Annotated in this window: 16 protein-coding genes and 1 pseudogene; 6 read left to right on the forward strand and 11 right to left on the reverse strand. The window is 41.1% G+C overall.

Translation table 11 applies throughout. The annotated features are described in order from the left end of the window. Position 1: 1 nt before the first annotated feature. The 7 genes from CDC37_RS13545 to ald form a co-directional block, all read right to left on the reverse strand. Positions 2 to 793, reverse strand: a complete 792-nt coding sequence (locus CDC37_RS13545) for a hypothetical protein (RefSeq protein ID WP_096622495.1) — start codon at positions 791 to 793, stop codon at positions 2 to 4. A gap of 918 nt (positions 794 to 1,711) precedes the next feature. Further along, a complete protein-coding gene (locus CDC37_RS13550) occupies positions 1,712 to 2,911 on the reverse strand; it encodes a Coenzyme F420 hydrogenase/dehydrogenase, beta subunit C-terminal domain (RefSeq protein WP_096622496.1) in 1,200 nt (399 codons plus the stop codon). A 266-nt stretch (positions 2,912 to 3,177) separates the two neighbouring features. Then, positions 3,178 to 3,486: a DUF3181 family protein gene (locus CDC37_RS13555; RefSeq protein WP_096622497.1), complete on the reverse strand. Its 309-nt coding sequence runs from the start codon at positions 3,484 to 3,486 to the stop codon at positions 3,178 to 3,180. Positions 3,487 to 3,624: 138 nt separating this feature from the next. Further along, positions 3,625 to 3,870, reverse strand: coding sequence for a 2TM domain-containing protein (locus CDC37_RS13560; protein WP_096622498.1), 246 nt, complete (start codon positions 3,868 to 3,870; stop codon positions 3,625 to 3,627). 386 nt (positions 3,871 to 4,256) lie between these two features. Beyond that, positions 4,257 to 5,141: a phosphatidate cytidylyltransferase gene (locus tag CDC37_RS13565; protein ID WP_096622499.1), complete on the reverse strand. Its 885-nt coding sequence runs from the start codon at positions 5,139 to 5,141 to the stop codon at positions 4,257 to 4,259. Positions 5,142 to 5,429: 288 nt separating this feature from the next. Beyond that, complete coding sequence (cbiT, locus tag CDC37_RS13570) at positions 5,430 to 6,032, reverse strand: precorrin-6Y C5,15-methyltransferase subunit CbiT (protein WP_096626199.1); 603 nt, start codon at positions 6,030 to 6,032, stop codon at positions 5,430 to 5,432. Positions 6,033 to 6,188: 156 nt separating this feature from the next. Continuing rightward, positions 6,189 to 7,295 (reverse strand): alanine dehydrogenase, encoded by a 1,107-nt coding sequence (gene ald / locus CDC37_RS13575; RefSeq protein WP_096622500.1) that lies wholly within the window; start codon positions 7,293 to 7,295, stop codon positions 6,189 to 6,191. Between the two features lie 435 nt (positions 7,296 to 7,730). Between ald and CDC37_RS13580 the strand changes: the two genes are divergently transcribed. Continuing rightward, entirely contained in the window at positions 7,731 to 7,901 is a 171-nt protein-coding gene (locus CDC37_RS13580; RefSeq protein ID WP_096622501.1) for a chlorophyll a/b-binding protein, read from the forward strand. Positions 7,902 to 7,937: 36 nt separating this feature from the next. On the opposite strand, the pseudogene CDC37_RS13585 reads toward CDC37_RS13580, so the two are convergent. Next, positions 7,938 to 8,555 (reverse strand): annotated as a pseudogene (locus CDC37_RS13585) (RNA-guided endonuclease InsQ/TnpB family protein); the annotation flags it as partial. Between the two features lie 1,160 nt (positions 8,556 to 9,715). On the opposite strand from CDC37_RS13585, the gene CDC37_RS13590 reads away from it, so the two are divergent. From CDC37_RS13590 to CDC37_RS13605, 4 genes are all read left to right on the forward strand, one after another. Then, positions 9,716 to 12,871, forward strand: coding sequence for an Npt1/Npt2 family nucleotide transporter (locus CDC37_RS13590; protein ID WP_096622502.1), 3,156 nt, complete (start codon positions 9,716 to 9,718; stop codon positions 12,869 to 12,871). A 109-nt stretch (positions 12,872 to 12,980) separates the two neighbouring features. Continuing rightward, a complete protein-coding gene (locus CDC37_RS13595; protein ID WP_096622503.1) occupies positions 12,981 to 13,448 on the forward strand; it encodes a Crp/Fnr family transcriptional regulator in 468 nt (155 codons plus the stop codon). Between the two features lie 623 nt (positions 13,449 to 14,071). Further along, positions 14,072 to 14,365 (forward strand): glycosyltransferase family 2 protein, encoded by a 294-nt coding sequence (locus CDC37_RS13600; protein WP_096622504.1) that lies wholly within the window; start codon positions 14,072 to 14,074, stop codon positions 14,363 to 14,365. Beyond that, a complete protein-coding gene (locus CDC37_RS13605; protein WP_157780746.1) occupies positions 14,337 to 15,011 on the forward strand; it encodes a hypothetical protein in 675 nt (224 codons plus the stop codon). The genes CDC37_RS13600 and CDC37_RS13605 overlap by 29 nt, the downstream gene beginning before the upstream one ends. A 58-nt stretch (positions 15,012 to 15,069) precedes the next feature. Here CDC37_RS13605 and CDC37_RS13610 read toward each other — a convergent pair whose 3' ends face one another. The 3 genes from CDC37_RS13610 to CDC37_RS25800 form a co-directional block, all read right to left on the reverse strand. Next, positions 15,070 to 16,125: a zinc-dependent dehydrogenase gene (locus CDC37_RS13610; RefSeq protein WP_096622506.1), complete on the reverse strand. Its 1,056-nt coding sequence runs from the start codon at positions 16,123 to 16,125 to the stop codon at positions 15,070 to 15,072. Between the two features lie 98 nt (positions 16,126 to 16,223). Beyond that, positions 16,224 to 16,349: a hypothetical protein gene (locus tag CDC37_RS25520; RefSeq protein ID WP_255408806.1), complete on the reverse strand. Its 126-nt coding sequence runs from the start codon at positions 16,347 to 16,349 to the stop codon at positions 16,224 to 16,226. Continuing rightward, complete coding sequence (locus tag CDC37_RS25800) at positions 16,342 to 16,419, reverse strand: DUF6887 family protein (RefSeq protein WP_442861093.1); 78 nt, start codon at positions 16,417 to 16,419, stop codon at positions 16,342 to 16,344. Before CDC37_RS25800 ends, CDC37_RS25520 begins: the two co-directional genes overlap by 8 nt. A 178-nt stretch (positions 16,420 to 16,597) precedes the next feature. On the opposite strand from CDC37_RS25800, the gene lipA reads away from it, so the two are divergent. Continuing rightward, complete coding sequence (gene lipA / locus CDC37_RS13615) at positions 16,598 to 17,494, forward strand: lipoyl synthase (protein WP_096622507.1); 897 nt, start codon at positions 16,598 to 16,600, stop codon at positions 17,492 to 17,494. Positions 17,495 to 17,785 lie beyond the last annotated feature (291 nt).

The following is a 17,785-nucleotide window of genomic DNA, read 5'->3' on the forward strand; positions in this document are numbered from 1 at the left end:
CCTATTTAATTTCTACAGCTAATTCATAGGAAGCATTACCCCGTGTTCCTCCAACAATCACTTGATAGTCACCGTTGACGGGAAGTTTTCCGTTCCAAGTGGTTGCTTCCGGGATAAGGGTTTGACCATTGGGTGCAATGACTTCAAAAACGGCGTTTTTTTCCAGGGAGGTTATTTTCAGGTTTATTGTTTGTCCCTGTTTTGCACCTAAAATATAGGTGTCGCGATCGCCTCTAACAACAGCATTTTTAACGGTGGTAGAACTAGCTCCTTTGGGGAAGCTGACCCGTACTGGTTTCTTGGTTGCTGAAGTTTCCTGGTCAGCTTTGGAACTTGCACAATCAGCTTTGACGAAGGTTTCACGATCGGTTTTTAACTGGGATGGGGTGATTGTCCAGTTTACTTGACTATTTTGAGTATCATTTTCAATTTTGGTGACAATCTTCAATTTGGCTGTTTCTCCAATTAATTCCCCTGTTAAGGTTTGGTTGTAGGAGGAGTAGTAGTTTTCTGCGGGGTTTTGGATAGTAGCTTGAATTTGACCCTTGATTTGATTATTGGAGCTAATATTGATTGTGGCATTAGCATCCAAGGTTTTGGTTTTAGCTGAATAACAATAGGTTCCAGGAGCTAGTTGACTGGTTGTTGCTGGGGGTGTTGTGGTTTGGGTAACGGGTGTTGTGGTCGCAGCAGGAAGTTGATTTGCTGGTGGGAGGATATTGGTATCTCCACAACCGCTAAGTAATAACACAGAAATTAAAGCACTACCTGGTAAGATGGACTTGTTAATCATGATTTTGAAAATTTTGGCGATTTATCATCAAAATATGAACACAAGTTGAGCGACAGAGATTACGGATTCAGGTGGGTTTGCTGTCAAAATCTTGATATATTTACATATTTTGCACGCTGATATATTTCCCTTTAACCTTGTTGACAGTTAACAGGTGACAGTTGACGTAGGGCTTTGCCAAAATATAATAAAGACACTATATATCGCGTCTTTGTATCCTGTAAGCTTTGGAGGGTATTTGATTCGTAAAAAGTGCTTTCCAAATAGGCATATCTTGCATCTGTAATTTTTTTCGAGTCAATGAAAAGTAGAATTTTTGGGTTAAAACTATTCCCTAATCCCTACCCTCACGAAAAGACTTTTTCTGCAGACCCTATGTAAAGTAATATGAATACTCCTACAGAGGAGTTGGTGACTATGAGTCATCAAGACTGAAACTCTTGTCCAGCATGATTTGTGGTTAATAAAAGTTTTTAAAAACCTCCTACTATCCCCTAGTATCTAAGTAGGGCTTGCGGAAAAATAGTAAAGACGCGGTATATCGCGTCTCTATATTTTGCAAGGGATTAAGGAGATTTTAGTCGCAAAAAGTACTTTCCAATTAGGTATGTAAGGCTTAAAAACATGGCATTTGTCATTTTTTGGGTCTTGTGAAAAGTGGAATAGTTGGGTTAAAACCATTCCGGTACAGACACCACATGTCGCGTCTGTACCGACTCCTGTTCCCTACCCTCACGAAAAGACTTTTTCTAAAGACCCCAAGTAAGTCAGCACAAATCAACCTCATTATGTAGCGGATTGCAAACAAAATTCACAACCTTGAGATTGCTTCCTTTCACTGCATTCCACTCGCTTCGGACATACCTTGATTTTTTGACACCAACTTACTTAGCTGGAAATGAAAGTTGATCAACAATATTAATCGTTATCTGGTAATTTATACTGACTAACAATCCGTTTGGCAAATTCAGGGACATGTTTCGCTAACTTTTCTGGATAATTGCGTTTTGTATATAAATAATTACGTGTAAAATGGGAGTCGATGGAGAACTTGGCGTATTCTAAACCCTTGGGACCAATTTTTTCAATTACCACACCCATTAATTTTGCAGCCCACATGGGGAGGGTGATACCCTTATCGTAGGCAGGAATACTTTGTTGTACGGCTTCTTTGCGATTGCCTTGGGACATAACTGGTTGGGTTTCTAGCTGGTCTTTGACTAGTTCCAACATTTCGGCTCCGGTTTGATTGCGGACGACAATCCACTGCCAACCAAAGGGTGCGCCCATATACCCAACTACTAAATCAGCCAGGGAATTTACGTAGTCGAAACAACTCATACAGGAGGGTGCAAACACATCTTTGAGTTGATTTGTTTTCAAGCCGAAAAATGGAACTTTTTCGATGGAACCATCAGCATGTTTGAAGTGGATGCGGAAATCCTGCATAAACTCGTAATGGACAACCGTGTCGGGTGAACGACTGGTGGTATCTAGAAACTTTTGTAAGCCAGCACGTGTAACATTATCAACACAGGGTGTACCTAAGACGTATAATTTTTCCAAACCGAGTTGTTTTTCCACTGCGCGTAAGGCTTGAATTTGGCAACCAACACCAATTACTAACAATCGCTTCATTCCTGAAGTTTCGATTTGTTCGAGGACGGATAAATTGGGGGAGAGGGTGGGTTTATTAACTTTTGCAGCAAGAATTTCTGCGGGGGTGGTAGCAATAATTGGTTGGGGTTGAAAGCGGTCTTCCTTGGTATTTTGGACACAGACCACACCTTCAACTAAACCGTTTGTCAACATGGCAATGGCGATACTGCTGACTATTCCCGTCCATTGTGCGCCTTCAATGGGTTCGATTTTGCGAGCTGCAAACATATGGCGGTGTACGCCAAAGTATAACTCATTTTCTTGATCGAGATGGCGATCGCGTCCGTGGGTTTGTTGTTCCAGTGCATCAAATTGCTGATTAATAAATGCACAAGCTTCTTTAACGTAATGGATATAGTAGGTGTCGCACAGTCCACATTCGCTACAAAGTTCTTTTGCAGGACGACGACTACCGGGTTTGAGGGCTTTTGCTTTTTTGTGAGGGGAAACCAAGGTCATGTTAACGTTTGCTTAATATCTCACCAATTAAGATATCCCAATCCGGTGACTAATTCCAATTGGGATTTTCAATCAATGGGATTTTTGGGGAGCAAGGGGGAGGAGCAAATTCACCTGGATATCTCCCAAATCTTGACAACGTGCAGGATTTGGGAGAAACACGACACATAGGTCTGTACAGGGGTCGGGAGCGGTGGGTAAATCAACCTGTTACTCAAAGCTGATCGATCATGTCAGCGATACAGGATTCGCAAGGGTATGCTGATTTACATGTTTTTCTGAAACTTTTCCAGTATATCCACGAGATTAACTTGGCACTGCATGGGTAACAAATCAATCAAGGGTAGTTCTCGACGACCGCCACCGATTTTGACGTTGATGGAGCCGAGAATGTCCACAACCAGGTTTTCATTGACGTTATTTTCGGCTAGTAGGGGATACATTTTTTCCGCAACTACAGTGTGTAATTTAGCATCAGCTAGGTACAAGTGCCATTTGGAAATATCGATGTAAATGTTTTCACCTATTTCTGCTGCTAGGGATTCGAGGATTTCGGTCGTGTTGATATTCGCCATAGATTTTAGTCCGATACTTAGTGCTTAAAGGTCAACTGTCAACTGTCCACAAATCAAAGGAGCAATGTATCACCGTGCAAAGTACACATGGTTTGGTTGTGTTTAAACCAGATGGGAGACTATCTGGATATTTTTAGTTTAAGCAGCATCGGAATAATCTGCGATCGCACTAATATAAATTAAATGCATTACTAAAATTCCAAACCAACCGAGGCTGAACCAAGATAGCCATTCCCAGTCTGTGTGGAGGAAGTTATGGAAAAACCACATTCCTGAATTGATCGCGGCAAATATGGCTACATGGACGGCGAAGTTCATCCGGTCGTCAAGTTTACGGTAATCAGCGTCTGCGCGGGTAGGGATACGAGACCAACGGGGAGGCATAAGCGGTTAAATTTGATGTTTTAATGTCAATAAAAATAAATGCTTGCTGCGACTATTGTAGAGTTTTTCGCGCAATTAGTCAGTCTGTTTTGCCTATCTCTTGTAATTCATAATAGCCTGCGGCAAGCCACTACGCGCCTACGTAATTTGTAATACCCGCTACGCGGAGAGCAAGCTACGTAATAGCCGTTGAGCTTGGCTACGCCTACGCAGTTCGTAATATCCCTGTGGGAAAGTAAGCTATGTAATTTGCAGTCTACATAATACCCGCCAACACCATTTTACTCAAATTTTGATACATTTTCTTCCCTTGTATCCCCTAAATGGATCAACTCCAAAGTAAAACGGTATTAGCCTCCCGAAAAGACTTTTACAGCAGACCCCACTTATACCGATGCTAATAGGGGTAAAATCAAGGTGACAAAGTAAAATACTAGGGGTGCGGTAAAAATATAGCTGTCGGTACGGTCGAGTATGCCTCCATGACCGGGAATTAATTGACCGGAATCTTTGACTCCCGCATCCCGTTTCAACATGGATTCGGTTAAATCTCCTAGTAAACTGGCAATCCCAATTAGTGAACCCAGGGCAAATCCGGCAAATAGGTAATGGGGAAAACTCAAATAATAGGCTCCAAAAATTGCGATCGCAATACTACCTATCATCCCAAAAACCGCTCCTTCTACAGTTTTCTTCGGACTAATTTCGGAGAGGGGGGTTTTGCCAATAAATTTCCCAAATGTATAGGCTCCGATGTCCGCTGCCCAAATACAGAAAAATGTCAAAATAGTTACAGTTAGTCCTTTGGGTAGGGTGGCTACTTGTTCGCGACTGAAAAATGTGTGCCAGTCTGGAGGCACATATCCGGCTAGGGGAATATTACTAACTCGTTCCAAACTACGTAATCTTACCCAGTAACTTGGTAGATAACCAGTATAAAATAATCCCATAATTGAGGCAGCAATATCGGCAATTGTGGCCATTTTTGGTTGGAAAAGCAGATAAAAACAAATAAAAGTACCAGCAACCGGCATTACCGCATCAGCTAAACTGCCATCAAGGGTACAAATAGCGAGTAAGGTTAAACTGACAGCGAGGGTGGTTTTGGACGCGGGAGCAATACCTTTAGCACGAACCAAGTTAAAAAACTCGCCTTGTCCAAGGATGATAATTGTCGCAAAGGTAAATGTGAAGTACCAACCACCAAGTAAGGTTGATACCAGAGCGATCGCGATCGCAATTATTCCACTCAGAATCCGAGACCAAGGCATAGGTTATTTTAGATTTTGGATGTTGGATTTTGGATTTTGGATTACTCTAGGTAAGCCGCAATAATGTGTCTATGGATTTTGGATTTTGGATTACCCTAGGTAAGCCGCAATAGTGTGTCTATGGATTTTAGATTTTAGATTTTGGATTTTGGATTACCCTAGGTAAGCCGCAATAGTGTGTCTATGGATTTTGGATTTTGGATTACCCTAGATAAGCCGCAATAATGTGTCTATGGATTTTGGATTTTCATCCTGTTTCCTGTCTTCTCTATTCAGTATTCTCCTCAATTATTCAAGTTTTTCGCCACTGAGGATAAACATCGGATCGACAGCAGCAAAGGTTTGGGTGAATCCTCTGGTTTCCAAGCGATTAAAACCAGATTGAACCACTTCCAAGTTACGAGCTGGTAATTGGGAAAATACTTGGGAAATTGTATACAATCCTTCTAGATTACCAGCTGTTGCGACTACTCGACCTGATACTGGTAAATATTCCCAAACGGTACGCATAATATTATCCAATGCTTTGCCACCTTCAATACAGACTCGATCGGGTTGAAATTCAATTTTGGACAAGCATTCTGGGGCTGAACCTTCAATTACTTGGACGTTTTTCACTTCAAAGCGATCGCAATTACGTCTAATCAGGTTGGCGACTTCTTCATCCCGTTCAACAGCAATTATTTTTCCCTGGGGACATAATAATCCGGCTTCGACGGGAATGGTTCCAGTTCCTGCACCGATATCCCAGAGTACGGAATTAGGCGTTAATCTCAGTTGAGCTAGCAGCAATAAACGAATTTCTCGCTGACTTAGGGGAATTCCCGGTAAATACTCAAATAACTCGTCGGGTATTCCGGGTGTTGTATAGGGCCATAGTTGACAAGGCATTTCCAAAATTAGAGAGTAGGGAGGGAGTAATAGTCCACCACATGAATTTTGATGGGTGAAAAAAGGCACGTAGTTGCGCTTTCGGGCTTTATATTAAAACTTTTCCACAGCTAAAGCCACTACTACGAACCCCTCATAGAATTATGCGATAGACCACTAAATAATTGACGCTGGTTTACCTAAATCGGGAAACATCTCTTGCACAGCTGGATGAACAAGTTGATGATTATGTACATTTAATCCCTTTCCCAGAGAAGTGTTGACTTCACAGGCTTTTAAGCCTAAATCAGCTAGCAATTGAACGTAGGGTAGTGTACTATTATTCAGTGCTTGGGTCGATGTCCAGGGAACTGCACCCGGCATATTCGGTACACCATAATGCAGTACGCCTTCTTCTTCGTAGACTGGATGGGTGTGGGAAGTTGGATGTAAGGTCTCCACACAACCACCTTGATCCACCGCTACGTCCACAATCACCGCACCCGGACGCATCTGTTTTACCAGTTCTCGCGAGACTAAAATCGGTGCTCGTTTTCCTGGTAATAATACCGCACCAATTAATAAATCTGCACTTTTGACGGTTTCTTCAATGTGAGCGGAATTGCTGTAAAGGAGTTTGACGCGGGAACCAAATAGGGTTTCTAAATAACTCAACCGCTCCACGTTGACATCTAATATCGTCACGCTTGCACCTAAGCCGACGGCAATTTTTGCCGCTTCTGTCCCTACTACTCCACCACCTAAAATCACTACTTCACCCGGTTTCACTCCCGGCACTCCACCTAATAGTACTCCCCTACCCCCTTGTTGCCGTTCTAGGAATCTCGCTCCAAACTGCACTGATAAACGTCCGGCAATGATACTCATCGGTGTTAACAAAGGTAGACGATTCGCTCCTGCTTGTTCAACCGTTTCGTAGGCGATCGCACTCACCCCACAATCTAGCAAATGCTCTGTTAATTTTCGGTCAGCCGCTAGGTGTAAATATGTAAATAATATTTGCTCTTTCTGGAGAAATTTATATTCACTCGCCAAGGGTTCCTTTACTTTTACAATCAGTTGGCGGTTCCATACTGATTCTGCTGTTGTCACTATTGTTGCACCAGCATGACTGTAATCTTCGTCACTAAAACCTGAACCTACCCCTGCTTGTGTTTCCACAAATACCTGATGTCCCTGTTCGCATAAAACACGCACACTCGAAGGACTCAACCCAACCCGAAACTCTTGGTCTTTGGTTTCCTTGGGTACTCCTATTTCCATGTCCTGCCTCAATTTAATTAGTTTTTAGTGTAAGTCTTAGTTATATCGGCTTATGACCATAACTATAGTTCAAATCAAACAAGATCGGCATCGATCCCACTTGATGCTGGGATACAAAAATACTGCTTTTCCTTACCCGATTTTACTGCCATAGTTCTGCATCATTTTTGACAATTTACCCCACAACGATTGATTTCTTGACTATCTAACTCAAAATACGCGAATATGTAAATAAAGATTACAAAATATTACGAAGTAATAAGAGTAATCTTCGGGATTGTCGAAACTGTTGCAACAATGATGATAGTTTACAGCACAAGCATATCGTTGCTGTCCAGGGCAATCCTTTTTTCCGTCAGATTTATGCAGCTGACCGTCTGAGAAATTTGGACACAATTTGACACAAATCAAGTTAAGATAGGGAGGTTTTAAACAATGACACAATCTCAACCCACCGTAAAACCCAACTTAGAAGAAACAAAATTTGGATTTAATTCCTATGCCGAGAGATTGAATGGAAGGGCAGCAATGATTGGGTTTTTGTTGATGATCATCATCGAAGTGGTGACAGATAAAGGCGTGTTAGCCTGGTTAGGGTTGCATTGACATACTCCCTGCCCTACAAAGGCAGGGATTCTAGGCTCAAACAACGATTGCGGACAAAGTCCGTCTTAAATCGTCTAACCCAGCAGTCGATGTCCCAACTGCACAAATATTTTTAGCTGCGTTTTCGTCTCTCCCATTGACTGACTGACAGGACGGACAACGCCACTTTCTAACTGACAAATCTAATTTTTCTAGAACGTGTCCACAATTAGAACAAGTTTTGCTAGACGGATACCATTGATCAATAAATACGATTTGTTTACCTTTCTTTTTGGCAATCCACTCTAGAATTTGTAGAAATTCTCCAAAAGCCAGGTCTGATATCTTGCGCCCCCAAAGACGTTGCATTCCTTTGAGGTTGAGTGTTTCAAAACACAACACATCAAACCTATTAGTGAGGTCGTGAGCTAATTTCCAAAACCAATCACGTCTAGTATTAGAAATATCCTCATACTTGCGTACTAAATTCTTTCTAGCCCGTTCTCGATTAGCTGACCCTTTCAACTTTTTGGAATGCTGCCTACTGGCTTTTTTAATAGCATTAAGTGACTGTTTGAAGAATTGGGGCGACTCAATTTTAGTGCCGTCTGAGCAAGCGAGAAATGTCTTTAATCCAAAATCGAAACCAGCGATTTTACCTGTCTTGATTTCAACCGGTAAGACGGGTTCGCCCGCGCATCTCGGTGAGCCGTCAAGAATCACCGCTCCTTTAGGATGGTGAGTATGTCAACTGATAAATTATGAGGGGTCTGTAGTAGTGGCTTTAGCCACACAAATGCTCTGGTATCAAGGCGCTATACCCCTAGGGTTGTCGTAGAATAGCCCTACTACCGACCTTTCCTCTCCCATCAAAATCAATGTGGTCGAATTATTGCTGACACGTTAAGCTCATTTGTCTTTTGTCAATAAGTAATAATGCTCAAAATCTTGTCAAAATTTGGATGAATAAACATGATTTTGAAGAATGCGATCGCTAAATTTTTCATGCATAATTTATTCTGGTGCGGAAAACTCAGTGCCAAGGTGAATTTAATACTTCTCCTTCACCTCACTTGTCACGAATGTGATCGAATGTTAGTTAGTTATTCTCTTTGAGGATTGATTAGTTATTTAAATGTGTCAAAATTCCAAAATTGTACTTTCGCTCGGTTTCTGAGCCTATTGACAATAAAAAGGCTTGTATTCTCAATATTAATGACTTTATTCTCAATCCCTGGACGTAACCATAGTGCTTTGAGGACTAATAATTGACATCTTGACAAATCGCGGATATACTCATGTAAAATAGGGCGCGAGCTATAGCTAGATTGAAATTGTCAAATTTAAGTTTGCGAGCAAAGTTTTTGAGTGAAAGTAAAGCTGGCTGAAAAAAAAGACGCGACATATCGACATCAATTTTAAAAATTAAATATGACGTTCTAGTCAAAAATCCGTAATAACCACATGATAGACCTGGTGTGGGAATGGGAAAGATAGATATAGCTTTTTGGAGTTTTTTATTTTCAATATGGAAGCGTGGACTACCTGATTGAGACTACGAGTAGTTAGCTATGTATCCGAATGGGTATTTTGACAATTGGGAAAGTCCAGTTTCTCAAAAAATGTTTTTAGTGCACGTAATTGCACCAGACGTGTAAGCAACTTGTCACAGACCAGAGCAATTCTCAGAGCTTGGCTTTTCCGATGTGAGAAACCAGGTTATGGGTGTCTATGGAACAGGTGCGTAAGTCTTATCTATCCTAATTTTTGGCATTGGTGATACCTCCGACTCCTAGAGGAGTTGTGGTGTACACCGACTATATGATGCAGATGACATGGAACTCAATCATCAACAACTAGCAACAAATCGGGTGGTGCATAGCAACTTGTTTGCACGGATTTTACCATTAGTCAATTTGCGACCAGAAGAAAGCGATCGCACGTGGTTATTATTTTCTGCCTATACTTTGACATCAATTGGTTTGCGGTGGTCGGAAGATAGTACGGTGGCTTTATTTTTGGATAAATACGGAGCGCAGTGGCTACCTTTGATTTACATTGCAAGTGCGGTGATGGGGACTGTTTTAGTTTTTTTTTACTCCTGGTTGCAGCGAGTATTACCATTGCGTCGGGTAATTGTGTTGATTCCTCCGGGGATGTTTTTAGTATTGGTGGTGCTGCGATTTGGGTTAGAAATACCGACATTGATGATTATGGCGGTATTTTTGTTGCGGTTGTGGGTGGATGGGTTTTATGTGTTGCATGATTTGAACACTTCAATTGCAGCCAATCAGTTATTTAATATTCGGGAAATCAAACGTGCTTATCCGTTGATTAGTAGTGGATTACTGGTTGCAGATATATTTAGTGGGTTTAGTTTACCCTTACTGATTATGTTTGTGGGTTTGACAAATATTATTATTCCCACATCCGCGATCGCAATTTTGGTGGGGTCAGGAATTTTAGTGTATTTGAGCCACAAGTATAAAAGCGTTTTTCCCGAATTACGTCAACAGCAACGAGCAATGGTACAGACCCATGCGCGTCGGCGTTTATCCAAACCGTTAAAACGGTATGCTTTATTATTATTTATCTTTTTTGCCCTGTTGCAAATAGTCGGTGTTTTAATTGATTTTCAATATCTAACGGAACTCAAACAAGCCTACAGTCCCAAGGAAATAGCCAGTTTTCTGGGGTACTTTAGTGGTTTTGCCGGGATTTGTGAATTATGCTTACAGCTATTCCTATCTAGTCGTGTCATTGAAAAATTTAGCGTTTTTGCGGCAACAGCAACCCTACCCCTATGTGTTGCAGTCTTACTCCCTACTACCATTGCCGTTTTCGGATTAATTCCCAACCTGCAAACCAAAGGGTTTTTTTGGGGACTAGTCATCATGAAATTCATCGATGAACTGCTACGTTATACCTTCGTAGTCAGTAGTGGACCCCTACTCTTTCAACCAATTCCCGAACGGATTCGCAACACGATTCAAACTGTTTCTGGAGGAATGGCAGAAGCCTTGGGTACGGGTGTGACGGGAATTATCATCTTAGCCACCTTCTGGTTAATTATGCCCCATACAGGTGATGAAATTGACCAATGGGCATTAATTTTTGGTACTAGTGGAATTGCCATCGCCTGTTTAGGGGTACTATGGGTATTGCGATCGCACTATGTTGATTTACTGGTATTAAGTACCGGACAGGGACAGTTAGATGGTTCTAACGTGGATCTACAAGCATTTCGCCAAGCTGTCACCAAAATCCTCAAGGCAAAAGAAAACCCCCAAGTCGATCCGCAGCAAATAGAAAAAGACAAAATTTCCTGCATTAAATTACTCACCCAAATCGACCCAGAAGGAGCGCCAAGCGTCCTGTCTCCAATTTTAAGTCAATTGTCTCCTCCACTACAAATCATCAGCTTGGAGGCAATGCTAGAGGTGGATTTGAATCCTACCCATATGGAATACATTAGCAGTTTACTCAGTGAAGAAAATCGTCTCCACCACCCCCATTTATTTACCCTTGCACTACGCTACATGGCCGCATCTCCAGAAAAGCCGAATGTGCATCAAATCGAACGACTAACCACACCAGAAAACCATTCCGCCATCAGAGCAACTGCAGCTGTAATATTATTGCGTTATGGCTCCCCCCAACAAAACGCCTATGCAACTAAAGTCTTGCAAACCATGCTCAAACATCCCCAGGAACAGCAACGTCTCGATGCCGTTTCTGCCCTCAGTATTTCTACATATTTGCAAGCACTACGTTTATATATTCCCCAACTCATTCAAGACCCATCATTAAACGTGCGTTGTGCGGTATTAGAAATGATTAGTGCAACCCACTCTAAGGAATATTATCCGGTACTGGTAGCAGGTCTCAAGCAAAAATCCACCCGTGCAACTGCAATTGCGTCCCTCACGAAACTGGGAAATGAGGCTTTGCCGATATTAGAAGCTGCGGCAATTAATCGTTATACCCCAGAAATTCTCCGGATGTACGCGTGGCGGACAATAGCCCAAATACCGACAATGGAAGCGTTAGATTTACTATGGTATCATTTGGGTTTGAGCAAAGGTTACAACCGTAATTATATTTTGCGGGGAATCATTAAACATACCCTCCATTGGGAACAATCAGCCCTGTTTGATAGGGGGATTACCAATAAAGTAGAGCAATTAATTGAAGAAGAGTTAAGTATCCTCGCAGAAATTTATGCAGCCTATGTGGACATAGATTTAAGAAAAATGGGGCAAATTTACCTGACATTTTTACAACACAAAATTCCCACACCAACCCATCATAATTTATCCTTGACTGAAGTTATCAAATTACTATTTATATTACAAAAATCCCTGTTAAACGTTGAAGCAGACATTCGTGAACGACTATTATTAATCCTGAAACTATTATATCCCCAAGACAAAATTCAAGCTGCTACCTTTAACCTCCGCTCCCAATCCAGCATTAACTTAGCCAGAGGTTTAGAAATTTTAGAACATACCATCCATCTGCCAGCAAAACCAGTACTATTAAAAATATTTGAACACACAAACCACAAACACGAAGACACCTTAACAATCACAGACGTAGATGGAAAACCGATACGCGTTAGTATCGAACCTCAACAACAATTAGAACTAATCCAGCAAAAACTACAAACCATCATTGACGCAAAATACGCCAACTACGAACCACTGGTTGTCGGCGATCGCATTCGTCGTCTACTCACCAAAGAATCATCCCTCAGTGATTGGTGTCTAGCATCCATCATCAACTTCGCTCTCCACGGTCGCATCGGTTTAACAGTCGAACAGATACGCGACAACCTCCGTCACCCCACCAGCTACGTCCGAGAAGCCGCGATCGCCTATCTCAGTATAGCTTCCCCTCGTATCCTCATCGACCTACTCCCCCAACTCCAAAAAGACCCCCATCCCCTGATTCAATATCAAGTCAAAACTCTGATGGAAAAGTATTATTGAGGAGACAGAATACAGGAGAGACCTCTAATTTTTGACTGTTGACTGTTAACTGTCAACATTCTAAATAATCCAAAATCTAAAATCTAAAATCCAAAATCGAAAATCGAAAATGCTAACCACCGTCGAACGTTTAATCTTTATCCAACAAGTACCCATCTTTGCGGAACTACGGGACGACTTTATTGTCAAACTAGCTTCCGTGATGGATGAATTATCATTTCCTGCCAAACATACTATATTTCGTCAAAATGAAGAAGGGGGTTCCCTTTATATCCTCATGTCTGGCTCCGTTAGTATCTATAATGGGGATAAAGTCATTGCCCAAATCAGTGATAAAAGCGAAAATAATTACTTTGGAGAAATGGCAGTTTTTGACGCAATGGAACGTTCCGCTTCCGTTATCACTAATGAACCCTGCGACTGCTTAGAGCTAACCCAAGAACAATTATACGAAGCTATTGAAGAAACACCAGAAATCGCTTTAAATATCATTCGTGTTCTTTCCAAGCGAATTCGTAAATTAAATCAATTAATTCCTTCTCACCAAACATTTCAAGAACTTTCTAGCTATACCTAGAACTCATTTTAGTCTCACATCATTATTCTACTTCCAAAAATATTTTATTAGCAAAGCATGATAAGTAATTTGCAATGAATATCATCTAAAAATCCATATACATCTATAATAAAAGCAGATAATTACACATCATTATTAAATATTTCACAAAAAAAATAACTTTATCAAAAATTAGCATTAGAAGCATATTTCGATAAAAAATTGATAATATTTTACGGCAGATGTAAATCTGATGGCATAATGAAAAACAAACTTGAAGGTGTGTAACAGCTAATCAAGTTAGACAAGTACTTGAACGTGATGTTGCTGAATTTGGGCATGAATTATTATCATTATTTCCGTTTTGTATGCAAATCAACATCACCGTAGAGACCTAGGCTGTAGCATTGCTACTTTTCTACACAATGTCACAATGTTCAATTCATATTTGTATTCCGCAACACTATCAATTACATATATAGTAGTGTAGCTAATATGGTGTAAAAATGGATGATTCATCACCAATCATTCATAAACTTACAGTGCAATTGAGGTGAATATAGTTTATATCTACTTACATCTACCAATTACCGAGAACTGATATATCTATTTTTCCAACTATCTAAATCACCAATCTTGAATATATGAATAAACTGCTAACCATTGCGATTCCCACCTATAACCGTTGCACTGAACTAGATAAACAGCTTCAATGGCTATCAGAAGCAATTCAAGGTCATGAAACAGAGTGTCACATATTAGTTTCAGATAACTGCTCAATGGATGGGACTCCTGATGTGATAAAAAAATGGCAAACCCGACTTCAAAATATTTCTTTCCAAGTTAATCGTCATTCTCGAAATATTGGACTAATGCCTAATTTAGCATTTTGTGTTCAACAAGCTCAGAGTGAGTATATATGGATTGTGGGGGGATGATGACGATATCAAAAAAGAAGCATTAGCTTATGTGATTGAAAGCTTAAAAGCATCAAATAACCTATCCTTGTTGAATCTAAATACGAGATTTAGGGATGTCCGAACCGGAGAAATTACCTATGAGAAATATTTTGAATATAGCAATAATGAATTACTGGATGATGGACAGAGAATCATTGAAAAGTATTTAGAACAAGAAAAATATGCTGGACTAGCTTTCATGACAGCTCAAGTCTACCGGACTACAGCTATTAAATGTGCTGTACAGGTCTGGAAAAACAGTCTCAATAACTTAGAAGGACAATTATTCTGGACTGCTTTTTGTGCTTTGCAAGGTAGAGTCAAATTTTCTCAAGAGGTATTTGTCACCTATAACTTTGGTACTAATGATATTGTGAAACCTAAAGTCTGGTTTAGAATGCGATATCGTGATTTACCAAAAGTGTACTATAAATTAATGAATGTAGGTTATAATAAGTATTTATGCCGAAAGCTCATTGCGAAACAGTTCAAAATTAAGCATGATTTCAGAATACTGTTAGGAATTATCCGACGAGATCCAGCTTTTGGAGTGAGAACAATAGCTTCATACTATAAATTGTTGTTAACTACAGCCTTTCAAGGAGCCTTTTCGCATCAGATTTGAGAAATTTGACAAGCAGAACTGACCCTGAATTTATCGTCATAAATCCAGGAAAGACTGTTCATTGTAAATCTGGATAAAGGAGGATTTTATAGGTTTCGGGGGTTGGTTTAATCGCTTGTTCCACCGCTTTACCTAAATCAGACAAAGGATATCGATGACTAATCAAAGCTTGCACATCAATACGCCGATTAAATACAATATCCGCAGCTAAATGTTGTAACTTAAATGACGAACTATAACTACCAATTAAATCAATTTCCCGACGATAGAGAATATTCGGATTAATCGGTATTTCCACCTCATCGGGAAATTCGGCAAAAAAGAGGATTTTTCCACCCTTACGGGTACAATCTAAAGCTTGAAAAAACGCCTTTTCACTGGGAACAGCCAACAACGTCACATCCACACCCATTCCCCGTGTCAAAGCCTGGATTTTCGGAGGTAAATCAGTATCTCGCGCATCAAAAGCCGCTTCCGCTCCCAATTCCAGCGCCTTATGCACACGAGCGGGAATTAAATCAGTTGCGATCGCTCTTGCACCAAAATATTTCACAAGCATGACAAACATTAACCCAATCGGTCCAGCACCGGTAATCAAAACTGTTTGTCCGGGTTGAATATTTGCTTTTTTTACCGCCTTCAAACAGCAATTGGTCGGTTCCACAAAACTCGCTTCCTCGAAACTAATCCCATCGGGAATCGGGATTAAACCCCCATTGCGAACAATATGACCAGGTACCTTCACATACTCAGCAAACCCACCTCCACTCGGTATAAACCCGGCGGTCGTGACAATATTTTTATACGTGTCACACATGGAATAATTTTCATTTAAACAATAATCGCAGCGCATACAGGGGATATGGTGCATTACAGCTACCCGTTGTCCCACCTGCCATGTTTGTACTTGTTCTCCAACAGCTGCGATCGCCCCCGCAGTTTCATGGCCAAAAATCCGCGGAGGTTCGTACAACGGATAAAGAATCTTTTTGATATCCGATTGACACAAACCCACCACGTTCACCTGAACTAAAACCTCATCAGCTAATAGTGCTGGAAGTGCCACATCTTCGTAGGAAAGATGATTAACCCCTCGAAATACCTGCGCTTTCACGACTTTTTCACAGAATACAGGATACAGAATCTAGGATACAGGAGGGAGGGGAAAATAGGGAATAGGAAAAACAACATTAAACTCTACCGAGGTAGTTGTTAAATTGCTTGTTGTCCAAATCGTCTTCCTAACTCGGCTTCAGCTTCTTCAATAGTCATTGGTATCGCATTCATTGCCAGAGCGCGTCTTCTGGTAATATAAACCTGAAATGCTTCCTCAATCATTCCGATGAGCTAAAACATAATTTCTTAACTCATCCAAAGTCATTTGTTGAAAATCTGGCTTAATAGTCATAACCAAATCACCTCTCCTGTCGGTGTAATTTCAGCCTCCAAGGAATTCTCAGCCAAAGTGTATATATTTTCTCCTGTTTCCTCCCCACCCCAAAATTGTATCCATTACCGAAGCAAAACAGACCAAGGCTTGTTAAGATAAGTTCTGTATATATCTGAATGATGGTAAATCAAAAGCTGTGGCAGTAAAACCAGACTGGTTGCGGGTCAAAGCACCGCAATGGCAACGCGTTGGTAGTGTGAAGGAAATTTTGCGGGATTTAGCTCTCAATACGGTTTGCGAGGAGGCTTCTTGTCCAAATATTGGTGAGTGCTTCCATGCAGGAACCGCTACCTTTCTGATTATGGGACCTGCTTGCACTCGCGCTTGTCCTTACTGCGATATTGATTTTGAGAAAAAGCCTAAACCCCTTGACCCAACAGAACCGGAACGATTAGCGGAAGCGGTACGCAGATTGCAGCTAAACCATGTGGTGATTACTTCCGTCAATCGTGATGATTTAGCAGATGGGGGTGCTTCCCAGTTTGTGCGCTGTATTGAAGCCACCCGCACCCTATCACCCCACACCACCATCGAAGTGTTAATTCCCGATTTGTGTGGCAATTGGCAAGCCTTGGAGACGATTTTACAAGCCGCTCCAGAAGTTCTCAACCACAACACGGAAACCGTCCCCCGTTTGTATCGTCGTACCCGTCCCCAGGGAGATTATCTCCGTAGTTTGGAATTATTAAAGCGTTGTCGCGAAATTGCTCCTTGGGTGTATACAAAGTCGGGAATTATGGTCGGGTTAGGAGAAACCGATGCCGAAGTCCGTGTAGTGATGCGGGATTTACGGACTGTAGATTGTGATATTTTGACAATTGGTCAGTATCTGCAACCGAGTCAAAAGCACCTACAGGTGAATGATTTTATTACCCCGGAACAGTTTGCTGACTGGAAAGCCTATGGGGAGGAGATTGGTTTTTTACAAGTTGTTGCTTCTCCGTTGACAAGAAGTTCCTATCATGCAGAGCAAGTACGGGAATTGATGCAACGCTATCCACGAAAAGCAGGTAAAATTGGAGATAATCCCTAAATCGGGTGCGGGAAAAAAGTATTGTATATTCTATACTTCGTACGCTGATATATTTCCCTTGTGTTTTGTTGACAGTCCCTGTTTCTGGGGTGGATTCAGCGATCAGGCAGACTTGGTGAAATTGATTTTGATATTCCCCAAGGTGCAAGATATCAAATCAGGAAAATCAATCCCTCCTTCAAAGCTGGTAAATTAATCGCTCAAAATCCGGGTTTCTTGGGCTTTTCACAGACTCTCAAAAATCACAAATGCAAAGCTTGTAAGCCTCATGTACTGAAGACGACCCGTAGA

Source organism: Calothrix sp. NIES-3974 (genome assembly GCF_002368395.1).
Lineage (GTDB): Bacteria > Cyanobacteriota > Cyanobacteriia > Cyanobacteriales > Nostocaceae > NIES-3974.